This window comes from Streptomyces sp. NPDC048275 (genome assembly GCF_040652275.1).
Taxonomy (GTDB): Bacteria; Actinomycetota; Actinomycetes; order Streptomycetales; family Streptomycetaceae; genus Streptomyces.
In genome coordinates this window covers 1-17416 of sequence record NZ_JBEZLR010000104.1, presented here as the reverse complement: position 1 = coordinate 17416, position 17416 = coordinate 1, and the positions used below count along the sequence as shown (strand labels likewise).

Sequence of the window (17416 nt, the reverse complement as noted above, 5' to 3'; positions counted from 1 at the left end):
TTAAGCTTTCGCGCTGAGTGAGGCCGAGTGGCGAGGACAACTGAACGCAGGCAACGCGACTGAGGCGTCAAGATGCGGGCGGGTGCCGGTGAGGCGCATTCTTGCTGTGGCATCCCCCTGACGGCGGGTGGACGAGGGCAGACCGATGACTGGGAGCGCCGAGCGTGAGGACCAGGCGCTGGATGGCCTGGCCTCCCTGCTCAGCGGGGCGGTGGCGGACGCTATCCGGGCGGCCCGCGGCTTCGCGGGGGGCATTTATCTCCGCTCACGCACGCCCGGCCTGCTCAGGCTGGCCGTCCTGGCGGGGCTGCCCGGTCAGCTGTTCCATTTCTGGTGGCGTATGCCGCTGGACCGGCCGTTCCCGGCTGCCGACTCCTACAAGCAGGGCAGGGAGGTGCTGCTCGCCGACGCCACCGAGACGATGCGCCGCTATCCGCAGCTCGCGGCCGGTCTGCCGTTCCAGTTCGGTTCGCTGTATGTCCCGGTCGTGGGCGCGTCGACCTCCTTCGGGGTCCTGACGGTGCTGCGTCCCGCGGCCTCGGACGCCACCGATGTGCTGCCGGACCGCGATCGGATGACGGCGGTGGCGGAGCAGCTGGGGGCCGCGCTGTCGGCGCTGGAGAAGGACGGCGTCGAGGTCGCCTGGGACGGGGAGCCCGCATGTGTGCGCCCGCCCTGCGACGGCCCTCCTCCGCGCTGTGTCGGGCGGTTCACCTGGGATCCGGCCGGGGGCGGAGTCACCGCGGACGATGCGCTGTGCGGCCTGCTCGGCACCGGTCCCGGGACTTACCCCGGGACGCCTGAGGCGTTCGCCCGCGCCTTGGCCCTCGACGACCCGCACGTGCTGCTGGCCGCGCTGCACGAGACGGCGGCCGGGCACCCGCCGCCCCATCCGCTGCCGATGCACACGACGGACGGCGCGCTGCGGCTGCTGGAGCTGTGGACATCGGGAAACACGCTCGCCCCGCCGTACCGGGTCAGCGGCGCGGTCGTCGATCCTGGCCCCGGCCCGGCGGCGGACGGGGCGGCCGATCTGCTCCCAGAGGGCGTGTTCGCGCTCGACCGGCTCGGGCTGATCACCTACGTCAATCCGCGCGCCGCCGAGCTCCTCGGCCGGCCGCGGACGGAGCTGCTGGGACGACCGCTGTTCCAGGCCGTGCCCTGGCTGAACCAGCCGTCCTGCGAAGATCATCTGCGTGGTGCGCTGCTGTCGCCTGAGCCGGTGCACTTCCAGGTCGGCCGTCCGAGTGGCGACCGTCGGAATCCGGTGCCGAGCCACGGGGACACGTGGCTCACGCTGTCCGTGTATCCCGGTCCCAGCAGCCTGACGTGCAAGCTGATCCCGGTGGGACGGGTCGCGGACACCACAGAGGCCGCGGAGGCCGCGCCGCTCGACGCGCAGCCCACGGCCGGCGGGCCGCCCCACAGCGACCAGCCCACCGCGACCGGGTTGTACCGGCCCATCGTCTTCGCCATCGCGCTGACCGAGGCCGTGACGGCCCACCAGGTGTCCGAGATGGTGATGCGGGAGCTGCTGCCCGCGTTCGGCGGACGCCGGCTCGCCATCTACCTGTTGCAGGAGCGGCGCCTGTACCTGGCGTGGGAGACCGGCTTCCCGCAAGGATTCCTGGCTCCGTACGACGGGGCGGGACTGGACGCGCCGCTGCCCGGGGTCGAAACGCTCACCCACGGCCGCCCGCTGTTCTTCGAGTCGATGCAGCAGCTGAGGGCCGCCTATCCCGGCATCCCGCTGGACGCCGAGGAGGGGGCCCGGGCCTATCTGCCGCTGATCGCCTCGGGACGGCCGGTCGGCTCCTGCATCCTCGGCTTCGACCGTTCCCGCAGCTTCAGCACCGAGGAGCGTTCGGTGCTGACGGCGCTCGCGGGACTCATCGCGCAGGCGCTGGAGCGGGCGCGGCGCTACGACACCGAGGCCGCCCTCGCTCGCGGCCTGCAGGAGGCCCTCCTCCCGCACCGGTTGTCGGCGCACCCGCAGGTGGAGACGGCCGGGCGCTATCTGTCCGGCACCCAGGGGATGGATGTGGGGGGCGACTGGTACGACGTGGTGGAGGCCGGCGACGGACTGGCCCTGGTCATCGGCGACGTCCAGGGGCACGGCGTCCAGGCGGCCGCCACCATGGGCCAACTGCGCAGCGCGGTACGGGCGTTCGCGCTCAGCGACCATACGCCGGATGAGGTGATGAGCCACACCAACCGGCTGCTCATCGACCTCGACCCGGGCCAGTTCGCCAGTTGCTGTTACATCAGGCTCGACCCGGTGACCGGGGTCGCCCGGGCCGCGCGGGCCGGGCATCCGCAGCCGTTGCTGCGCCACCCCGACGGCCGCACCGAGGTGCTGGACCTGCCCGGTGGGGTGGTGCTCGGCGTGGCCCCGCAGGCCCGCTACCCGGTGACGGACCTGCTCCTGGAACCCGACGCCGTGCTGGCCCTCTACACGGACGGACTGGTCGAGTGCCCCGGGACCGACATCGACGACGGCGTCGAAACGCTGCGCGCGACCCTGTCCCGCGCCGGCACCCCGCACGCCCGGCCCGGTGCCTCCTCGTTGTCCCGCGCGGCCGACCTCCTGACCGCGCAGGCCCGGCAGGCCACCGAACGCCCCGACGACATCGCCCTCCTGCTCACCACGCGCCGGTCCACGCGCGGCGACAGCCAGTGACTCTTCAGCTCACGCCCTGAAATCTCACGCCCTGAAATCTCACGCCCTGAAATCTCACGCCTTGGAATCTCACGCTTTGAAGGGTCCCTCCAGCGCCGCCCACTGCAACAGCATGATGGTCTTGGCGTCGGCGATCTCCCCAGTGCGGATCATGGCCAGGGCCCTGCGGAAGGGCAGTTCGACGATCTCGATGTCCTCGCCCTCCTCGTCGAGCCCGCCGCCCTCGTGGGTCCGGGTGGACGGGCCGTAGGAGGCGGCGTAGAAGCTCACCCGCTCGGTGACCGAGCCCGGGCTCATATAGATGTCGAAGACGTGGTGGATCTCGCCGACGGTGTGCCCGGTCTCCTCGATGACCTCGCGCCGCACAGCGACCTCGGGATGCTCGTCCTCTTCGTCGAGCAGTCCGCCAGGCGTCTCGATCAGCATCCCGTCCGGGTGTCCGTTGATGTACACGGGGTAACGGAACTGCCTGGTCAGCAGCACGGTTTCACGCTCGGCGTCGTACAGCAGGAGGGTGGCTCCGTTGCCGCGGTCGTGGGTTTCCCGCTCCTGGGTGCTCCATGTGCCGTCGGCATGCTGGAAGTCGAAGGTGGTGGTGCGTTCCACGTACCAGTGGCTGGACAGGAGTTTCACATCCCGGATCTTGACCCGGGGGTTGCCGGTCAGGTCCCGGCCGATCTGGTCGAGTCCGGTACGGCCCCGACGGTCCGGGGTGTCGATACCTGCGGTCATCGGGTGCGGGCCGGGCTGGAAGTACGGAAATTGGTCATGATCGCTTCTACCATTCCGGCCGGGCCGCTGTCAGGTGACAACGGAACCCACAGGCCCTGACCATGGACGGCGTCGCACGTCTAGGCTCACGGCATGGAACAGACCGAGATCATCCTGCGCGCCATCGGCGTCCTCACCGAGACCAACGCGATGGTGCGCAGGATCGCCCAGGACGAGGACGCCGAGGCCGAGTCCACCGAGACCCAGCTCGGCGCGCTCGTGACCGAGGTTTTCCCCAGGGTCGAAGTGCCCGCCGACGCCGGACCCGCCGAGGCCGGCCAGGCCGTCGCGGACGCCTACCTGCCCGCCACCATCTCGCTCGTGGGAGCCTTCGCCTTCCTCTTCTCCGAACTCGCCGACCTGCACGACTCCGGACGCACCGACATCAAGTCGGCCGATCTCCTCCAGGACCTCGCCCTGCGCATGTCGAGGGCCGACAACGTGTAGGAGCCGTTCGCCGGTGGGCGACGGCAAGCAGCTGACGCCCCTGACCGCGCCGCCCCGGAGCCCGGCTCAGCACGAGGCCAGGCTCCCGATGTCGACCGCGTCGGCCATCGCCGCCATCCCCTTGTCATTGGGGTGCAGATGATCGCCGTTGTCGAAGAACGGGGAGATCCTTTCGTGGTCGTAGGGGCTGCGCAGGATCCGGTCGAAGTCGGTGACGGCGTCCAACTCTCCGCTTTCCCTGATGAATTCGTTGATCTCAAGGCGTACGGACTCCGCCGCCGCGTCCCATTCGTACCAGCCCTTGAAGGGGGCGACGGTGGAGCCGACGACGCACTTGCCCGCCGCGTGAGCCTGTTCGATGATCTTCCGGTAACCGTCGATCATGTCCTGCGCCGTGACTCCCGAGTGGGCTTTGATGTCATTGACGCCCTCGAAGAGGAAGACTGTGCGCACACCGGGATGGGACAGCACATCGCGTTGCAGACGGTTCAGCGCGCTCTGCCCCGCGCCGTCCGCGAGCACCTTGTTCCCGGAGATCCCTTCGTTGGCGACGCCCTTGACGGGGGTGTCCGCCTTCTGGAGCCTGCGGGAGAGGTAGTCGGGCCAGCGGCGGTTCAGGTCGGTGCTGGACTGCCAGCCGTCGGTGATCGAGTCGCCGAGGGCCACCACGGAGCCGACAGCCGTGGACGTCTCCACATGGACGGCGTCCAGCCAGTACCAGGACCCCATCGGATCGGTCCAGTTGGCCGCGCCTTCCTCGGCCGCATGGTTGCCCGCGGTCGCGTAGTTGGTCTGCATGGCCATGCCGTGACCGGTCGTCGGTCCCTGGGCGCCCGTCACGTACAGGCTGATCACCAGATCGCTCTGGGCGGCCAGCTTCCCGGACAGCGGATCGCTGAGCACGGTCTCGCCCGCCGGGACGGTGACGGACTCGGCCCCGCCGAAGGACAGCTGCCGGTTGGAGCCTCTGACCAGCTCCGCACCCTGCTTCTGCAGGCCCGCGTACGCGCTCTCGAAGGTCACCGGGTTCTCGCCGAAGGCGTTGGACAGCCGGATGCGCATGTTCGTGCCGCCGACGCTGGTGCGCACGATCAACCGGTAGCTGCGGTCGGCGGGCCCGGCGCTCTGCCGGTCGGCGCTGGCGCCCCAGGTGACCACGGAGTGCTTGCCCTTCGCGGCGGCCGGGGTCGCCGCCGTGCTCGCCGGGGCCTGCGACAGCGGCTCCTGTGCCTGTGCCGAGGTGGCCAGGAGCCCGCAGACCGCCATGATCAGTGCCGATACGACGCCCACCGCACGACGCCGGTACGAGGCGGCGCTCATCCGAGGTTTCGCAGCGTGACGGACTCACCGGGCTTGAGGCTGATCTTCCGCGAGGCGCCGTTGGCGACGAGAGTCGTGCCGCGGCCGCCGACGCTCTTCAGCGTCACCTGGGTGACCTTGCCGTCCTTCCAGCTGAGGTCGGCCACGAAGCCGCCGCGGACGCCCACGCCGGACACCGAGCCGGATGCCGCCCAGGCTGCGGGCAGCGCGGGCAGCAGCTCGACGTGTCCGGGCCGCGAATAGAGCAGCATCTCGATGATCGCCGCGGGGGTACCGCAGTTCGCTTCGATCTGGAAAATGCCGCGGCCCGTCTCGACCTCGTAGATGTCGAAGAGGTTCATCGCGCTGCCGTTGGTTCCGTTGACCGACGGCTTCAGGTTGTTGACGACGAGCCGGTACGCCTTGTCCGCGTCCTTCAGCCGTGCCCAGCACAGGGCTCGCCAGGCCTGGGCCCAGCCGAAGCTGGTCATGCCGCGCGCGGTGAGGAGGGCCGTCGCACCGTCCAGGATCTCCTTCGGCGTCGACGCGTCCGGGCGGATCCGGTCGCCGGGGAACAGGTTGATGAGCGGGGAGAGGTGCCGGTGCGTGGTCTCGCCCAGGTTGTCGGGCGACATCCACTCCTCCAGCCATCCGCTCGTGGGGCTGACCACGGGCAGATACAGACGCTCGCGCAGACCGTCCACGATCTTCCGGTAGGCGCCGTCCTTGCCGAGCAGCTCGGAAGCGGTGTGGAAGTTTCCGAAGAGGCCCCACACCAGTTCCTGGGCATAGGTCATGCCCTTGGCGTCCTGCGGGCCGTGCTCGGGCGACCAGTCCTTGTCGTCGATCAGGACTTCGCGCTTTTCGCCGGAGGCGTCGGTGACGGTCGTGGTGATGAGGCGGGCCTCCCAGAACTCCACGGCGCCCTTGATCAAGGGGTAGATCTTCTTGAGGTAGGCGCGGTCCTGGGTGTACTCGTAGTGCTCGAACAGGCTCTGGCAGAGCCAGGCGTTGCCGGCCGGGTGCCACCACCAGCCGCTTCCGCCGTAGGGGTTGGTGGAAAACGCCACGGCCCAGCCGGCGAGCTTGCCGCTGGAGTTGCGGAATCTGTTGGCGGGGTCGTTGAACTGCCGCTGGGTGACGTCCGTCCAGGAGGGCAGCTGCGAGACGCAGTAGTCGGTCAAGGCGTCGAAGCAGTCGGACACGCCCACCCGGTCGGCCATCCAGTAGTTCATCTGGATGTTGACGTCGGTGTGGTAGTCGCCCATCCAGTCCGGGTCGTTGCCGTCCAGCCACGGGCCTTGGAGGCCCATCGGCAGACTGCCCCGCGATCCGGAGATCATCAGATAGCGGCCGAACTGCAGGTAGGCGGCCTCAAGTTCCGGGTCGGGAACATCGTCCCGGTAACGCGCCTGCAACCGCTCCCAGGTGTCCAGCTCGCGCTGCGCGGCGGACGACGTGCCGAGGTTGATGTCCATCTGCCCGAACTCGGGACGGAAGTCGGCAACGTGGGTGTGCAGCAGGGTGGTCACCGAGTGGCCGGCCGCGTCGAGGACCTTGGTCCTGGCCAGGCGCTCCGGCACCACGGACGGGTTGCGGAACCCCGCCTCGCCGTCGGGCGCGTAGTTGGTGCCGCCACTGACGACGACGGTGAGGGTCTTGCAGCCGCTGAAGCTGATCGACGTACCGTCGACCTTGACCCTGCCTGTGCTGCTGTAGGCGGTGACGGCGGCGCCGTACTTCAGGCCGTTGGCGAGAGTGGCTCCGAACGACGCATAGCGCCCCGAACTGTTGGCCGTGGTGGACTCGCCGTGGGTGCCGGCGAGGGAGACGGTGCCGGTGTAGGTGCCGCCGCCCTGCTGGGAGAAGTGCAGGACGATGACGTCGTCGGGGAGGCTGGCGAAGATCTGCCGCCGGTAGGTCACACCGGAGATGTCGTACGAGGCGCCGACCAGGCCCTGGGCCATGTCGAGGGTCCGGCGGTAGTTGTTGACGTTGCCCAGGTCGTGGTCGGGGATGGCGACCGTGAGCTTGGCCAGCAGCGTCAGGGATCCGAAGTCCTCGCGGCCGTAGGGGAACTGGCCGTCGCTGTCCAGCTTGTCGTTGAGATGGCCGGTCCACATGGTGGCGTCGGTGATCATCAGAAATTCGCTGGCGGGGTCGTTGCTCGCGAGCACTCCGAGGCGCCCGTTCCCGACCGGCAGGCCCTGCTCGATCATCGAGTCGGGGGAGCCGGGAGCCCCCCACCACAGCTGGTTCTTCGCGGCGTCGGCCGCGGACAGCATGGGCGACTCGGTGGGGCGCAGCGGGGCCGCCGAAGCGGTGAAGGCGGGCAGAACGCCGAGTGCGGTGCCCGCGCCGGCAGCGGCGGCGAGAGCCAGGAAGCCTCTGCGGCTGGCGGTGTTGTCGCGTGATTCGGTGCGCTTGATGTCCACGGGGCACTCCATATCCGGGGAACGGCTCGTGCGGGAACGATTCATGCAGGAACGGCCGGCGGGGGAACGGCTCGTGCGCGAACGACGGCTGCGGTCCGTCGGCGTGGGGCCGGTCCCCGCGGGGCCCGGGTCGTGTCACCGGGCCCCGCGAGAATCAGGTCGGACAGACGGCCGAACTCAGACGGACTGCGGAACGACGATCTTGTCGATGTCGGGCGCGTATCCGCTGCCGCTGTCGAAGGTGATTGTGTTGGTGCCCGCCTTCAGCGCCAGCTGGACGCTGACGGTCTCGGCCGTGCCCCAGTCGCCCGTGGAGGGGAACTTCTGGCTGCTGCCGTTACCGCTGTTGGAAAAGACGTTCACCGAGCGGGCGTCGCCGCTGACGTAGGCGACCTTGACGGTGTAGATCCCGTCCTTCTTCACCGTGACGTTGTTGATCTGCAGCTTGCCGCCGGTGTAGAGGTTGCCGACCTTCTTGCCGCCGGAGCAGGCGTCGCATCCGGCCACGGAGGCGTTGCCCGACAGGGTGTTGGCCCCGTCCTCGGCCTCGTAGCTCGTGGTCGCCAGCGTGCTGCCGCCGGGCTTGATCGTGAACAGCCGCGAGCCGTGGGCGGGCAGCGCCGCGGTGATCTTGTTCTTGTAGGTGCCGAGGTTCGCCTTGTTCCACAGGTCGCGCACGGAGGCGTTGCCGGTGAACCCGAAGGAAGCCCAGTGGGCGGTGACGGAGGCCGGCGAGTCGCCGAGGTTGAACAGGGCGACGGTGTAGCTGCCGTCGGCGTTCTTGGTGCCCCAGACCTGCTGGTCGTTGACCGAGGTGACCGGGCGCGCGACGGGCGAGGCGCTCTGGTCGACGGCGATGACTTCCTTGTTGGTGAGCAGGGACACGCCGTAGCTGTCCAGCTTGGTGAGGTCGTCACCTGTGTAGAGGGGCGACTTGCTGATGGCCCACAGGGTCATGTAGCTCTGCCGCTCGGCCTTGGTGAGGCCGTCCATCTCCCCGTTGCCGACGTCCAGGGCGTCGAGGTCGTTCCAGCCGCCCGGGCCTGCCTTGTTGCTCCACGCCGGGGCGTCGTCCCACCGGTCGTCGACCGAGTTCTCCCAGGTGACAAGGGTGTTGCAGTAGCACTCGATATCGGTGTCGATGCGCCAGCCGTTGGAGTACTTCTTCCAGTCGGCGGCGTAGTTGATGTCGAGCGACCAGGACAGCTCGAGGTGGATCGGGCGACCGGCGGCGGCGATGGCCTTCTGCCAGGCGGCGACGTCGGCGACGTTGTTGTAGTTGTCACCGGACCTGAACGAGCCCGGGCCCACGCCGTCCAGCTTGAGGAAGTCGTAGCCCCAGTCGGCGAACTGCTGCGCCTGGGAGTCGATGTACTTCTGCGCGCACGACTTCGAGAAGTCGATCTTGTACGCGCTGTCCCAGCCGTTGGTGGTGCGCAGGTCGCTGTAGACGATGTCGGCCGTGGTGCAGCCCTCGGCGTTCCAGATCGGTGTCTTGCCTTCGCCGTACGCCCCCTTCTCCAGGCCGACGGGCAGGTAGATGCCGGCCTTGAGGCCCTTGGAGTGGATGTGGTCGGCGACCGCCTTCATGCCGCTGGGGAAACGGACCGGGTCGGGTGTCTGCCGTCCGTACTGGTCGAACCCGGACTTCCAGTTCTTGTCCATCCACCAGCCGGCATCGATATTGACGTATTCGTAGCCGTACGCCTTCAGCTTGGAGGCGAGGGCGTCCGCCTGCTTCAGGACGTTCGCCTCGGTGAGGTAGCTGTAGTCGCCGTCCGGGTTGAGGCCCGGGTACTTCGACGACTGCATGCTCCAGCTCGACCAGCCCATGTACGGCTTGGCGGCCGGCTCGGTGGCGGCGGGAGCCGCGGTGGGCATATCCGCCTGAGCTGCCGGGACGGCTGTCGCGACGCCCGCGGTGAGGGCGAGGACGAGCAGGGATCTCATGGCACGGCGGCCGGAGCGTGAGGTGGCTCCGGGCATGGCGAAGAACGAGGATGACCGCATGGGTCGGACCTCCAAGGACGGTGTCAACGGGACGGGTTGGGGCACGGGGCGGCTCAAACCCCTGCGTTCCGGCGGCTCAGCCCTTGCCGGAGCCGATGGTGAGCCCGCTGATGAACTGGCGCTGAAGCGCGAAGTACACCAGCAGCGTGGGGATCGCGGTCATCAGCGCACCGGCCGCGATGAGGTTGGGATTGGTGAAGTACGCGCCCTGGAGGTTGGCCAGGGCTGAGGTGATGGGGCGCTTGTCGCCGGTCTCGATGAGGGCGAGCGGCCAGAAGAAGTCGTTGTAGATCCAGATCGATTCGAGGGTCGCCAGGGCAGCGAACGCCGGCCTGCACAGCGGCAGGATGATCTGGAAGAACTGCCGCCAGACGGGGGCGCCGTCCACGAGCGCCGCCTCGGAGATCTCCTTCGGGATCGTCTTCATGTAGTTGCTGAGCACGAAGGTGCAGAACCCGCACTGGTAGGCGATGTGGATGAAGATGATGCCCCAGACCGAGTTGTACAGCAGCAGCGAGTCGGTCATCCAGTACGGCAGCGGGACAAGGAGATACAGCTTGTAAAGGGGGGTGATGAGGACCTGGGCCGGTAGCAGGTTGCCCGCGGTGAACAGCATCAGCAGGACGATGTTCCAGCGGAAGTCGAAGCGGGAGACGAAGAAGGCGACCGCGGCCGAGAACAGCAGGGTGCCGAGGACCGCCGGAACCGTGATGAGGACCGAGTTCCAGAAGAAGTGCGGCATCCCGGACTGTTCCCAGGCGTCCGTGAAGTTGCCGAAGCTCAGGCTGTGCGGCCAGGAGAGATAGCCGTTCTTCGCGGTGTCCGAGTAGGGGCGCAGCGAGGTGTAGACCGCCCAGAGCAGCGGGACGAGCCACAGCAGGGCGATGCCGCTCAGCATCAGGTGGCGGCCGGTCTGGCGACGCGGCCTGGAAGGTCCGTGAGGGGACTGCGGCTCGCGCCGGGACCGCAGGCGGGAGGCCGGACGCGGCACGGTCGTGGTCACTGGTCCTCCTTGCGGATGGTCTGGACGAGGAAGGTCCCGATGGCGGCAAGGGAGACCAGGAGCAGGATGACCGCGAGGGCGGACCCGTAACCGATGTGGCTGGACTCGCCGATGATGTTGTCGGTGATGAGCAGGGAGAGCAGTTCCATGCCGGGTTTGCTGCCGACGCCGCCACCGAGGACGTAGACGATGTCGAAGGCCCGCAGGGACTCCATGACCGTGACGACCAGGATGATGATGTTGACCGGTTTCAGGGCCGGGAAGACCACCCGCAGGAAGGTCTGGCGGCCGTTGGCTCCGTCGAGCGCGGCGGCTTCCTTGAGCGCCGGGTCGAAGCCCTTCAGTCCGGCCAGGTAGAGGATCATGATGTAGCCGGTGTGCCGCCAGGCCGAAGCGACGAGTACGGCCCAGAGGTTGAGGTCGGGGTTGCCGAGCCAGTCGATGTGGTGACCGGAGCCGGTGGCGTTGAGGATGCCGTTGAGGAGCCCCGTGTCGGGGTTGTAGATGATCTCCCAGATGAAACCCACGACGGCCAGGGAGAGCACCATCGGCAGGAAGATCGCGGTCTGGTAGATCTTCGTGAAGCGGATCTTCCGGTCGAGCTGGTAGGCGAGGAAGATGCCGAACGGTGTGGGCAGCAGGGCCGTGAACAGCAGCCAGATCACGTTGTGCTGCACCGCGGGCCAGAACGGCGGGTAGTTGGTGAAGATCTCCTGGTAGTTCTCCAGGCCGATCCAGTGGATGTCGGCCGGTTCGATGCCGTCCCAGGTGGTGAAGGACAGCGCCAGCGAGGCCAGTGCGGGTAGCCAGACTAAGAAGAGCAGAGCGGCAAGGGGGACGCCGATGATGACGGTCAGGAAGATCCGGTCACCGCGGCCGAGACTGCGGGCGCGCTTGCGGACTGTGCGGGGTGAGGGAAGGGAGGACACGGTGCGTGAGACCTTTCCGGTCCTGGTCAGGCCGTGAAGTAGCGCGAACGCTGTGACTCGATCTTCTTCAGCGTCTCGGTGCCGTCGTCGGGGTGGCTGAGCCACTCGGTCAGGCCGGGGAGTACGACGGTGGAGATGAAGCCCGGGTCGCTGTCGCGGTCCGCGAACTGGCTGATGTTCTTGGCGGAGCCGATGAGGTCGGCGGACTTCTTCTGCAGGTCGTTGTACGAACTGGTGGAGGTCTGCTCGTTGACGCCGAGGTTGCTCGGGTCGGCGCCCGCGTACAGCTCTTCGGCCCGCGCACTGCCGAGGAACTCCAGGAACTTCTTGGCGCCGTCCTCGTTCTTGGGGCTCTTGCTGAGCATGAAACCGTCGGTGGGCGCCTCGACGGCGTCCTGCCCGTACGCGGAGTCGATCTCGGGGAAGGCGAAGAAGTCGAGGTCGCTGCGGATCTCCTCGTCGGTGACCTGCTGCCCGAGGAAGAGGCCGGTGACCGACATGCCGGACTTCTTGTCCAGCAGGGACTGCGCGGCGTCCTGCCAGGAGCGACCGCCCCCGCTCGCCTGGTAGTAGGGGGTCAGTTCACGCCAGGTGTCGAGGATCGCGACGGCGCGCTTGTCGGTCCAGGAGGTCTCGCCACGCAGCAGGGACATGTGGAAGTCGTAGCCGTTGGCCCGCAGGTCGACGTAGTCGAAGGCGCCGAGGATGCTCCAGGTGTCGCCGCCGCCGTATCCGGAGGTGATCGGGGCGAGGCCGTCCTTCTTCATCTGCTTGGCGAGCGCGACGAACTCGCTCCACTTCTGCGGGACTTCGTAACCGCGCTCCTGGAACACGCTCTTGCGGTAGAAGACGGCCCACGGGTAGTTGTACAGCGGCACGAAGTAGTACTTGCCGTCCTCGCCCTTCGACAGCTGCTTGGCGGCGTCGCTGAAGCCGCCGCCTATCTTGTCCCACACGTCGTCGATCGGGGTGGCGAGGTTCTTCTTGGCGAAGTACTGCATGCGGTAGCCGGCGAACCAGGTGAAGACGTCGTCCGGGGTGCCCTGCAGATAGGTGGTGATGCTCTTCTGGAAGGTGTCGTGGTCGACGGTGTTGGTCTTCACCGTCAGCCCGCTGTCCTTGGTGAAGGCTTCGGTGACGGTGGCGTATGCCTTCTTCGGGGTGGCGTCGGCGCCGTTGGATCCGAAGGTGACCGTCTTCGGGTCGGCTGCCGGTCCGCCGCCGCACGCGGTCAGAACGGGCGCGGCCAGGGCGGCGGCTCCGAGCCCCATCAGTCCACCGGTCACTCTGCGGCGGCTGGGTCCGCGCGCTGCCGAGAGGTTGCGACTCTGCTGCGTCATCGTTGCTCCTCGTGCCTTTCGGTGGGTATCACCGCTTATGGGTACGGATGGATCTGGACGCGTGCGACGGTCAGTCCGCGTCGGCTCGGATGAAGGACTGGATGGCGGTGGCCGCGGCGCCGCGCGCCCACTCCTCGAAGGGCAGGGGGTGGGTCTGTACGTCGCACCGCGCGGCCGATCCGAAGGCGGTCGCTGCGAACGCGTCGCGGATCTGCTCCGCGAACAGGTCGTACGCCGCCAGCCCTTCACCGGAGATGATCACTCGCTCGGGGCCGAGCAGATTGACCACGGTCGCGATACCGCGGCCGATCGCCTCCCCCGCCCTCGCGTACACTTCCCGCGCTCCGGGGTTCCCGTCATGGGCCAGGTCCAAGGCCTGGGCGGCGTCGGCGACTTCTACACCGGTCACCTCCCGGATCCTGCTGACGATCGCCGAGTCCGCGGCGATCGCCTCCACACAGCCCCGGTTGCCGCAATGGCAGAGAGGGCCGGCCGGGTCGATGGCGACGTGCCCGATCTCACCGGCCACGCCATACGCCCCGGACACGACCTGCCCGTGCACCACGAGACCGCAGCCGATACCGGCGCCGACGGTCACCACGGCGAAGTCGGAGAGGCCGACCCCGGCTCCGAACCACTGCTCGGCGACGGTCAGCGCCCGGACGTCGTTGTCGACGGTGACCGGCAGCCCCGTCGTCATGCGGGCCAGTTCGGCGAGCGGAACGTCGCGCCACTCCAGGAAGGGTGAGTACCGCACCACGCCGGCGGCGCGGTCCACGTCACCGGAGACCGCGATGCCCAGGCCCTGGACCTGGACTCCGAAGCCGTCGGCCTCGGTCAGCAGCTCCTGGACAACCCCCGCGGTCAGCGCCAGTACCGCCTTGGGGTCGCGTGTCGTGAGCGGCACATGCCGGGCGACCCTGATGCGACAGCACAAGTCCGTCAGTACGGCGATGAGTTCGTCGCCGGTCAACTTGACTCCGATGAACAGCGCCCTCCCGCCGTCGACCCGCACCGGGTTGGCGGGCCTGCCGAGGGACGACTGCCGCGCGTCCTCGTCGACGTCCTCCATGAGGTAGCCGACCTCGATCAGAGGCCGCACCGCCTTGGTGACCGCCGCGGCGGACAACCGGGTCCGCCCCGCGATCTCCGACCGCGTGAGCGGGCCATGGGACAGCACGGTCGTGAAGATCTGGGCGACGGCCGGCGTGTGGGCCGGAAACGCCTCTGTTCGACTGGTCGAGCGCATGGCCGGAACCTAGGGGCCTTATTTTCTGTTGTCAATAAAAGAAACAAGATTCTCTTGAGGATGCTCTGCATGACACTCTCAACCTACAAAAACAAGAACATAGCGAGATATTGACACGTGATCCAAGGTCACGGTTGACTTCCCGGTGTCTCCTGCGTGGCACCATCTGAACTCGAGGATCCATGTCGCCGATCACCTCCGCCCCGGACACCGGACTCTGGCTGCTGTCCACACCGCACACGTCGTACGCGCTGCGGATCGACGAGACCGGAGCGCCGTGCCACGTCGCGTGGGGCCCACGGCTGACGCTCGAGGAGGCCCAGCAGCTCGCCGTCCCCCCGGCGCCCGCGACCAGCAGTTTCGAAGGGCTGCCGACCGTCGGGGAAGAGCTCCCCGTCGACGGCGGCACGCGCTACGGACCACCGTCCCTGCAGGTCAGGTTCGCGGACGGATCCCGTGCCTTCGAGTGGCAGCCGATCGGCCATCACGTCGCCGGGGGCGAGTTGGTGCTGTCGTTCCGCGACCGCCTCTACCCCTTGCAGGTGGCCCTCCACTACCGGGTCCGCGACGACACCGACGTCATCGAGCGCTGGACCGTCGTCCGCAACACCGGCGACGAGCCGGTCACCCTGCTGCGCGCCGACTCCGCCGCCTGGTCCTTGCCGCCGCTGCGGGACTACCGGCTCAGCCATGTCACCGGACAGTGGTCCGCCGAGTCCCAATTGCGCCGCGAGCACCTTTCGTACGGCGAAACCGTGTTGACCAGCCGACGCGGGACCACCAGCCACCACGCGAACCCCTGGGTGATGCTCGACGCCGGTGAGGCGACAGAGGACCACGGCCGCGTGTGGAGCGCCGCCCTGGCCTGGAGCGGGAGCTGGCGCGTCACCGTACAGCGCACTCCCGACGGCCGGGCCGGATTCACCGGAGGCCTCGGCCAGGACGGTACGACTGTGCCGCTCGCGCCGGGCGAGGAGTTCACCACTCCCCCGTTCGCGGGACTGTGCACCGACGGCGGTTTCGGCGCGGCGTCCCGCGCCTGGCACGCGTACATCCTGGCCCATGTTCTGCCGCGTGCGGACGAGTTCGCCCCGGTGCTCTACAACTCCTGGGAGGCGACCGGCTTCGACGTCGACGAGGCCGGTCAGAAGGCGCTCGCCGAACGGGCCGCGGCGCTCGGAGTGGAGCTGTACGTCGTCGACGACGGCTGGTTCGGGGCACGCCGCAACGACCAGGCGGGCCTCGGCGACTGGACGCCGACGCCCGAGCGCTTCCCGGACGGGCTCGCGCCGCTGGTCGGCGCGGTGCACGGGCTCGGGATGCGCTTCGGCCTGTGGGTGGAGCCCGAGATGGTGAACCCGGACAGCGATCTCTACCGGGAACACCCCGACTGGGTCCTTCACTTCCCCGGCCGCCCTCGCTCCGAGCTGCGCAACCAGCTGGTCCTCAACTTCGCCCGCCGCGACGTCGCCGACTGGGCCTACGGCTGGCTGACCCGGCTGGTCGGCGACCATGGCATCGACTTCCTCAAGTGGGACATGAACCGCGCGTTCAGCGAGGCCGGCTGGCCCGGGCAGCAGGACGGCACCGACCGCCTCGGCCCCCAGTACGTGCGCCATCTCTACGAGATCGTCGACCGGCTGCGTGCCGACCATCCGGCGCTGCGGATCGAGACGTGCAGCGGCGGGGGCGGCCGGGTCGACCTGGGCATCCTCTCCCGTACGGACCAGGCGTGGGCCTCGGACAACACGGACGCCGCCGACCGGATGTGGATCCAGCACGGCTACGGTCAGGTCTACCCCGCGCGTACCATGGGCTCGTGGGTGACGGACGTACCGAATCAGCTGACCGCCCGCACGGTCCCGCTGCGCTTCCGCTTCCATGTCGCGATGGCCGGGGCGCTGGGCATCGGGGGCGACCTCACTCGTTGGTCCGAGGAGGAACTGCGGGAGGCGGCCGGCCTGGTGGCCGAATACAAGAAGGTGCGCCCCCTGGTGCAGCACGGCAGGCTGGACCGGCTGTCGCCGCCCGCGGACGACTCCGTCACCGTCACGCAGTACACCGCCGCGGACGCCTCTGAGACCCTGCTGCTCGCCTACCGGCGTGTCTCCCGCCATGGCGTCCCGCGGCTGCCGGTCCGACTGCGCGGCCTGACGCCCGGGGCCCGCTATCGCGACGCGCGGACCGGGGCGGTGCATCACTCCACCGTGCTCGGCGAGTACGGGCTCGACTTCGACCTGCCGCCGGGTGACTGGTCCAGCACGGCGGTGCATCTGATCCGCGAGGCCTGAGCCGATTTTTCGTCAATGTCGTTGTACGCGCTGGGCGTTGAGTTCCTCCACCGCGCCCCGCGCGTCAACGATCGTCGTGTAGTCCACGGCGACCTTCAGGTGGGATGTGACCGTCGCCGCAGATCCGGAGAACGTGTCAGTACCTCTGGGCCTTGGTCAGGCGCGGGGTCAGCTGGGGTTCGGCGGGCTGTCCGCTGACGGCGACGGGCTGGGCGCGCTGCCCCGGCGCGAGGTTCTCCGCTCCTACGAACCTGGTCTCCACGACCTTTCCTTCGGCGTCCTCGAAGTCGATCTGCACGGCGTAGGACGCCTTCTGGTCGGTCTTGTTGGTGATGGTGACGAGGACGGCGAGCAGCCCGCCCGTCTGGGCCCTGGGCAGGCCGGTCATGGCGACGTCGGACACCGCGTTGCCGCTGCCCTGAACCTTCTTCAGCTGCGCCTCCGCGGTCGCGCTCGCGCGGGCCGTGTCGGCCGAGACGGACGCCGCGAACTCCGACGCGGCGGCGGACAGGGAGGACGCCGCCGCCGAGGCCGAGGCGCGGGCGGAATCGAGGGCCGAGGAGGCGGCCGACTCCAGGGCGGACGGCGGTGTCCCGGTGAACGAGGCCGTGTTCGGCGGGGTGGGGCGCGGGCTGAACGAGGCCCCACCGTCGTCACCGCTGTCCGTGCTGCACGAGACGAGCGCGGCTCCGCACGCGAGGGTGGCCAGGATGGCCGCGATCACGCGGTCTTGGCGCGGCCGTCCTCGGCCACCGTGGATGCGTCTGCTCATGGAGGCTCGTCCTCTTCCTTGTTCCTGGCGGTCCCGGTGCTGCTCCTTGTGGTCCGGAACCCGCGCTAGGCCCTGTCGTCGCATTCCCGTCGTCCGCCCGGAGGGCGGGCCTCGCGGCGTCGGGTGCGTGCTCTCGGCGTGCCGGGGGCCGGCCCCCCCGAAGGGGGGGTTGGTGGGGTGCGCGCCGCGC

Annotated in this window: 12 protein-coding genes; 3 read left to right on the top strand and 9 right to left on the bottom strand. The window is 68.8% G+C overall.

Going from position 1 to position 17416, the window contains the following annotated elements; translation table 11 throughout:
* The first annotated feature begins 145 nt into the window (after window positions 1-145).
* Window positions 146-2680 carry a SpoIIE family protein phosphatase gene (locus tag AB0D57_RS39070; protein ID WP_362084876.1) on the top strand — a complete coding sequence of 845 codons (2535 nt, stop codon included), beginning with the start codon at window positions 146-148 and terminating at the stop codon, window positions 2678-2680.
* A gap of 69 nt (window positions 2681-2749) precedes the next feature.
* Here AB0D57_RS39070 and AB0D57_RS39065 read toward each other — a convergent pair whose 3' ends face one another.
* Window positions 2750-3412, bottom strand: coding sequence for an NUDIX domain-containing protein (locus AB0D57_RS39065; protein WP_362084873.1), 663 nt, complete (start codon window positions 3410-3412; stop codon window positions 2750-2752).
* 132 nt (window positions 3413-3544) lie between these two features.
* Here AB0D57_RS39065 and AB0D57_RS39060 point away from each other — a divergent pair, with 132 nt between their 5' ends.
* Complete coding sequence (locus AB0D57_RS39060; RefSeq protein ID WP_362084870.1) at window positions 3545-3898, top strand: hypothetical protein; 354 nt, start codon at window positions 3545-3547, stop codon at window positions 3896-3898.
* Between the two features lie 66 nt (window positions 3899-3964).
* Here the strand turns inward: AB0D57_RS39060 and AB0D57_RS39055 are convergent, their stop codons facing one another.
* From AB0D57_RS39055 to AB0D57_RS39025, 7 genes are all read right to left on the bottom strand, one after another.
* On the bottom strand, window positions 3965-5218 hold the full coding sequence (locus tag AB0D57_RS39055; protein WP_362084867.1) for an SGNH/GDSL hydrolase family protein: 1254 nt from the start codon (window positions 5216-5218) through the stop codon (window positions 3965-3967).
* Window positions 5215-7644, bottom strand: coding sequence for a glycoside hydrolase N-terminal domain-containing protein (locus tag AB0D57_RS39050; RefSeq protein ID WP_362084924.1), 2430 nt, complete (start codon window positions 7642-7644; stop codon window positions 5215-5217). Before AB0D57_RS39050 ends, AB0D57_RS39055 begins: the two co-directional genes overlap by 4 nt.
* Before the next feature lie 165 nt (window positions 7645-7809).
* Entirely contained in the window at window positions 7810-9642 is a 1833-nt protein-coding gene (locus AB0D57_RS39045) for a carbohydrate-binding protein (RefSeq protein WP_362084864.1), read from the bottom strand.
* 76 nt (window positions 9643-9718) lie between these two features.
* Window positions 9719-10645 (bottom strand): carbohydrate ABC transporter permease, encoded by a 927-nt coding sequence (locus AB0D57_RS39040; RefSeq protein WP_362084861.1) that lies wholly within the window; start codon window positions 10643-10645, stop codon window positions 9719-9721.
* Window positions 10642-11574 carry a sugar ABC transporter permease gene (locus AB0D57_RS39035; RefSeq protein ID WP_362084858.1) on the bottom strand — a complete coding sequence of 311 codons (933 nt, stop codon included), beginning with the start codon at window positions 11572-11574 and terminating at the stop codon, window positions 10642-10644. Before AB0D57_RS39035 ends, AB0D57_RS39040 begins: the two co-directional genes overlap by 4 nt.
* A 26-nt stretch (window positions 11575-11600) precedes the next feature.
* Window positions 11601-12914, bottom strand: a complete 1314-nt coding sequence (locus AB0D57_RS39030) for an ABC transporter substrate-binding protein (RefSeq protein ID WP_362084855.1) — start codon at window positions 12912-12914, stop codon at window positions 11601-11603.
* Between the two features lie 70 nt (window positions 12915-12984).
* The gene (locus AB0D57_RS39025; protein ID WP_362084852.1) at window positions 12985-14163 is read right to left on the bottom strand and encodes an ROK family transcriptional regulator; all 1179 of its coding nucleotides are present in this window, start codon (window positions 14161-14163) and stop codon (window positions 12985-12987) included.
* Between the two features lie 182 nt (window positions 14164-14345).
* Between AB0D57_RS39025 and AB0D57_RS39020 the strand changes: the two genes are divergently transcribed.
* A complete protein-coding gene (locus AB0D57_RS39020; RefSeq protein WP_362084849.1) occupies window positions 14346-16454 on the top strand; it encodes an alpha-galactosidase in 2109 nt (702 codons plus the stop codon).
* A 136-nt stretch (window positions 16455-16590) separates the two neighbouring features.
* Here the strand turns inward: AB0D57_RS39020 and AB0D57_RS39015 are convergent, their stop codons facing one another.
* Window positions 16591-17226: a hypothetical protein gene (locus AB0D57_RS39015; RefSeq protein WP_362084846.1), complete on the bottom strand. Its 636-nt coding sequence runs from the start codon at window positions 17224-17226 to the stop codon at window positions 16591-16593.
* Window positions 17227-17416 lie beyond the last annotated feature (190 nt).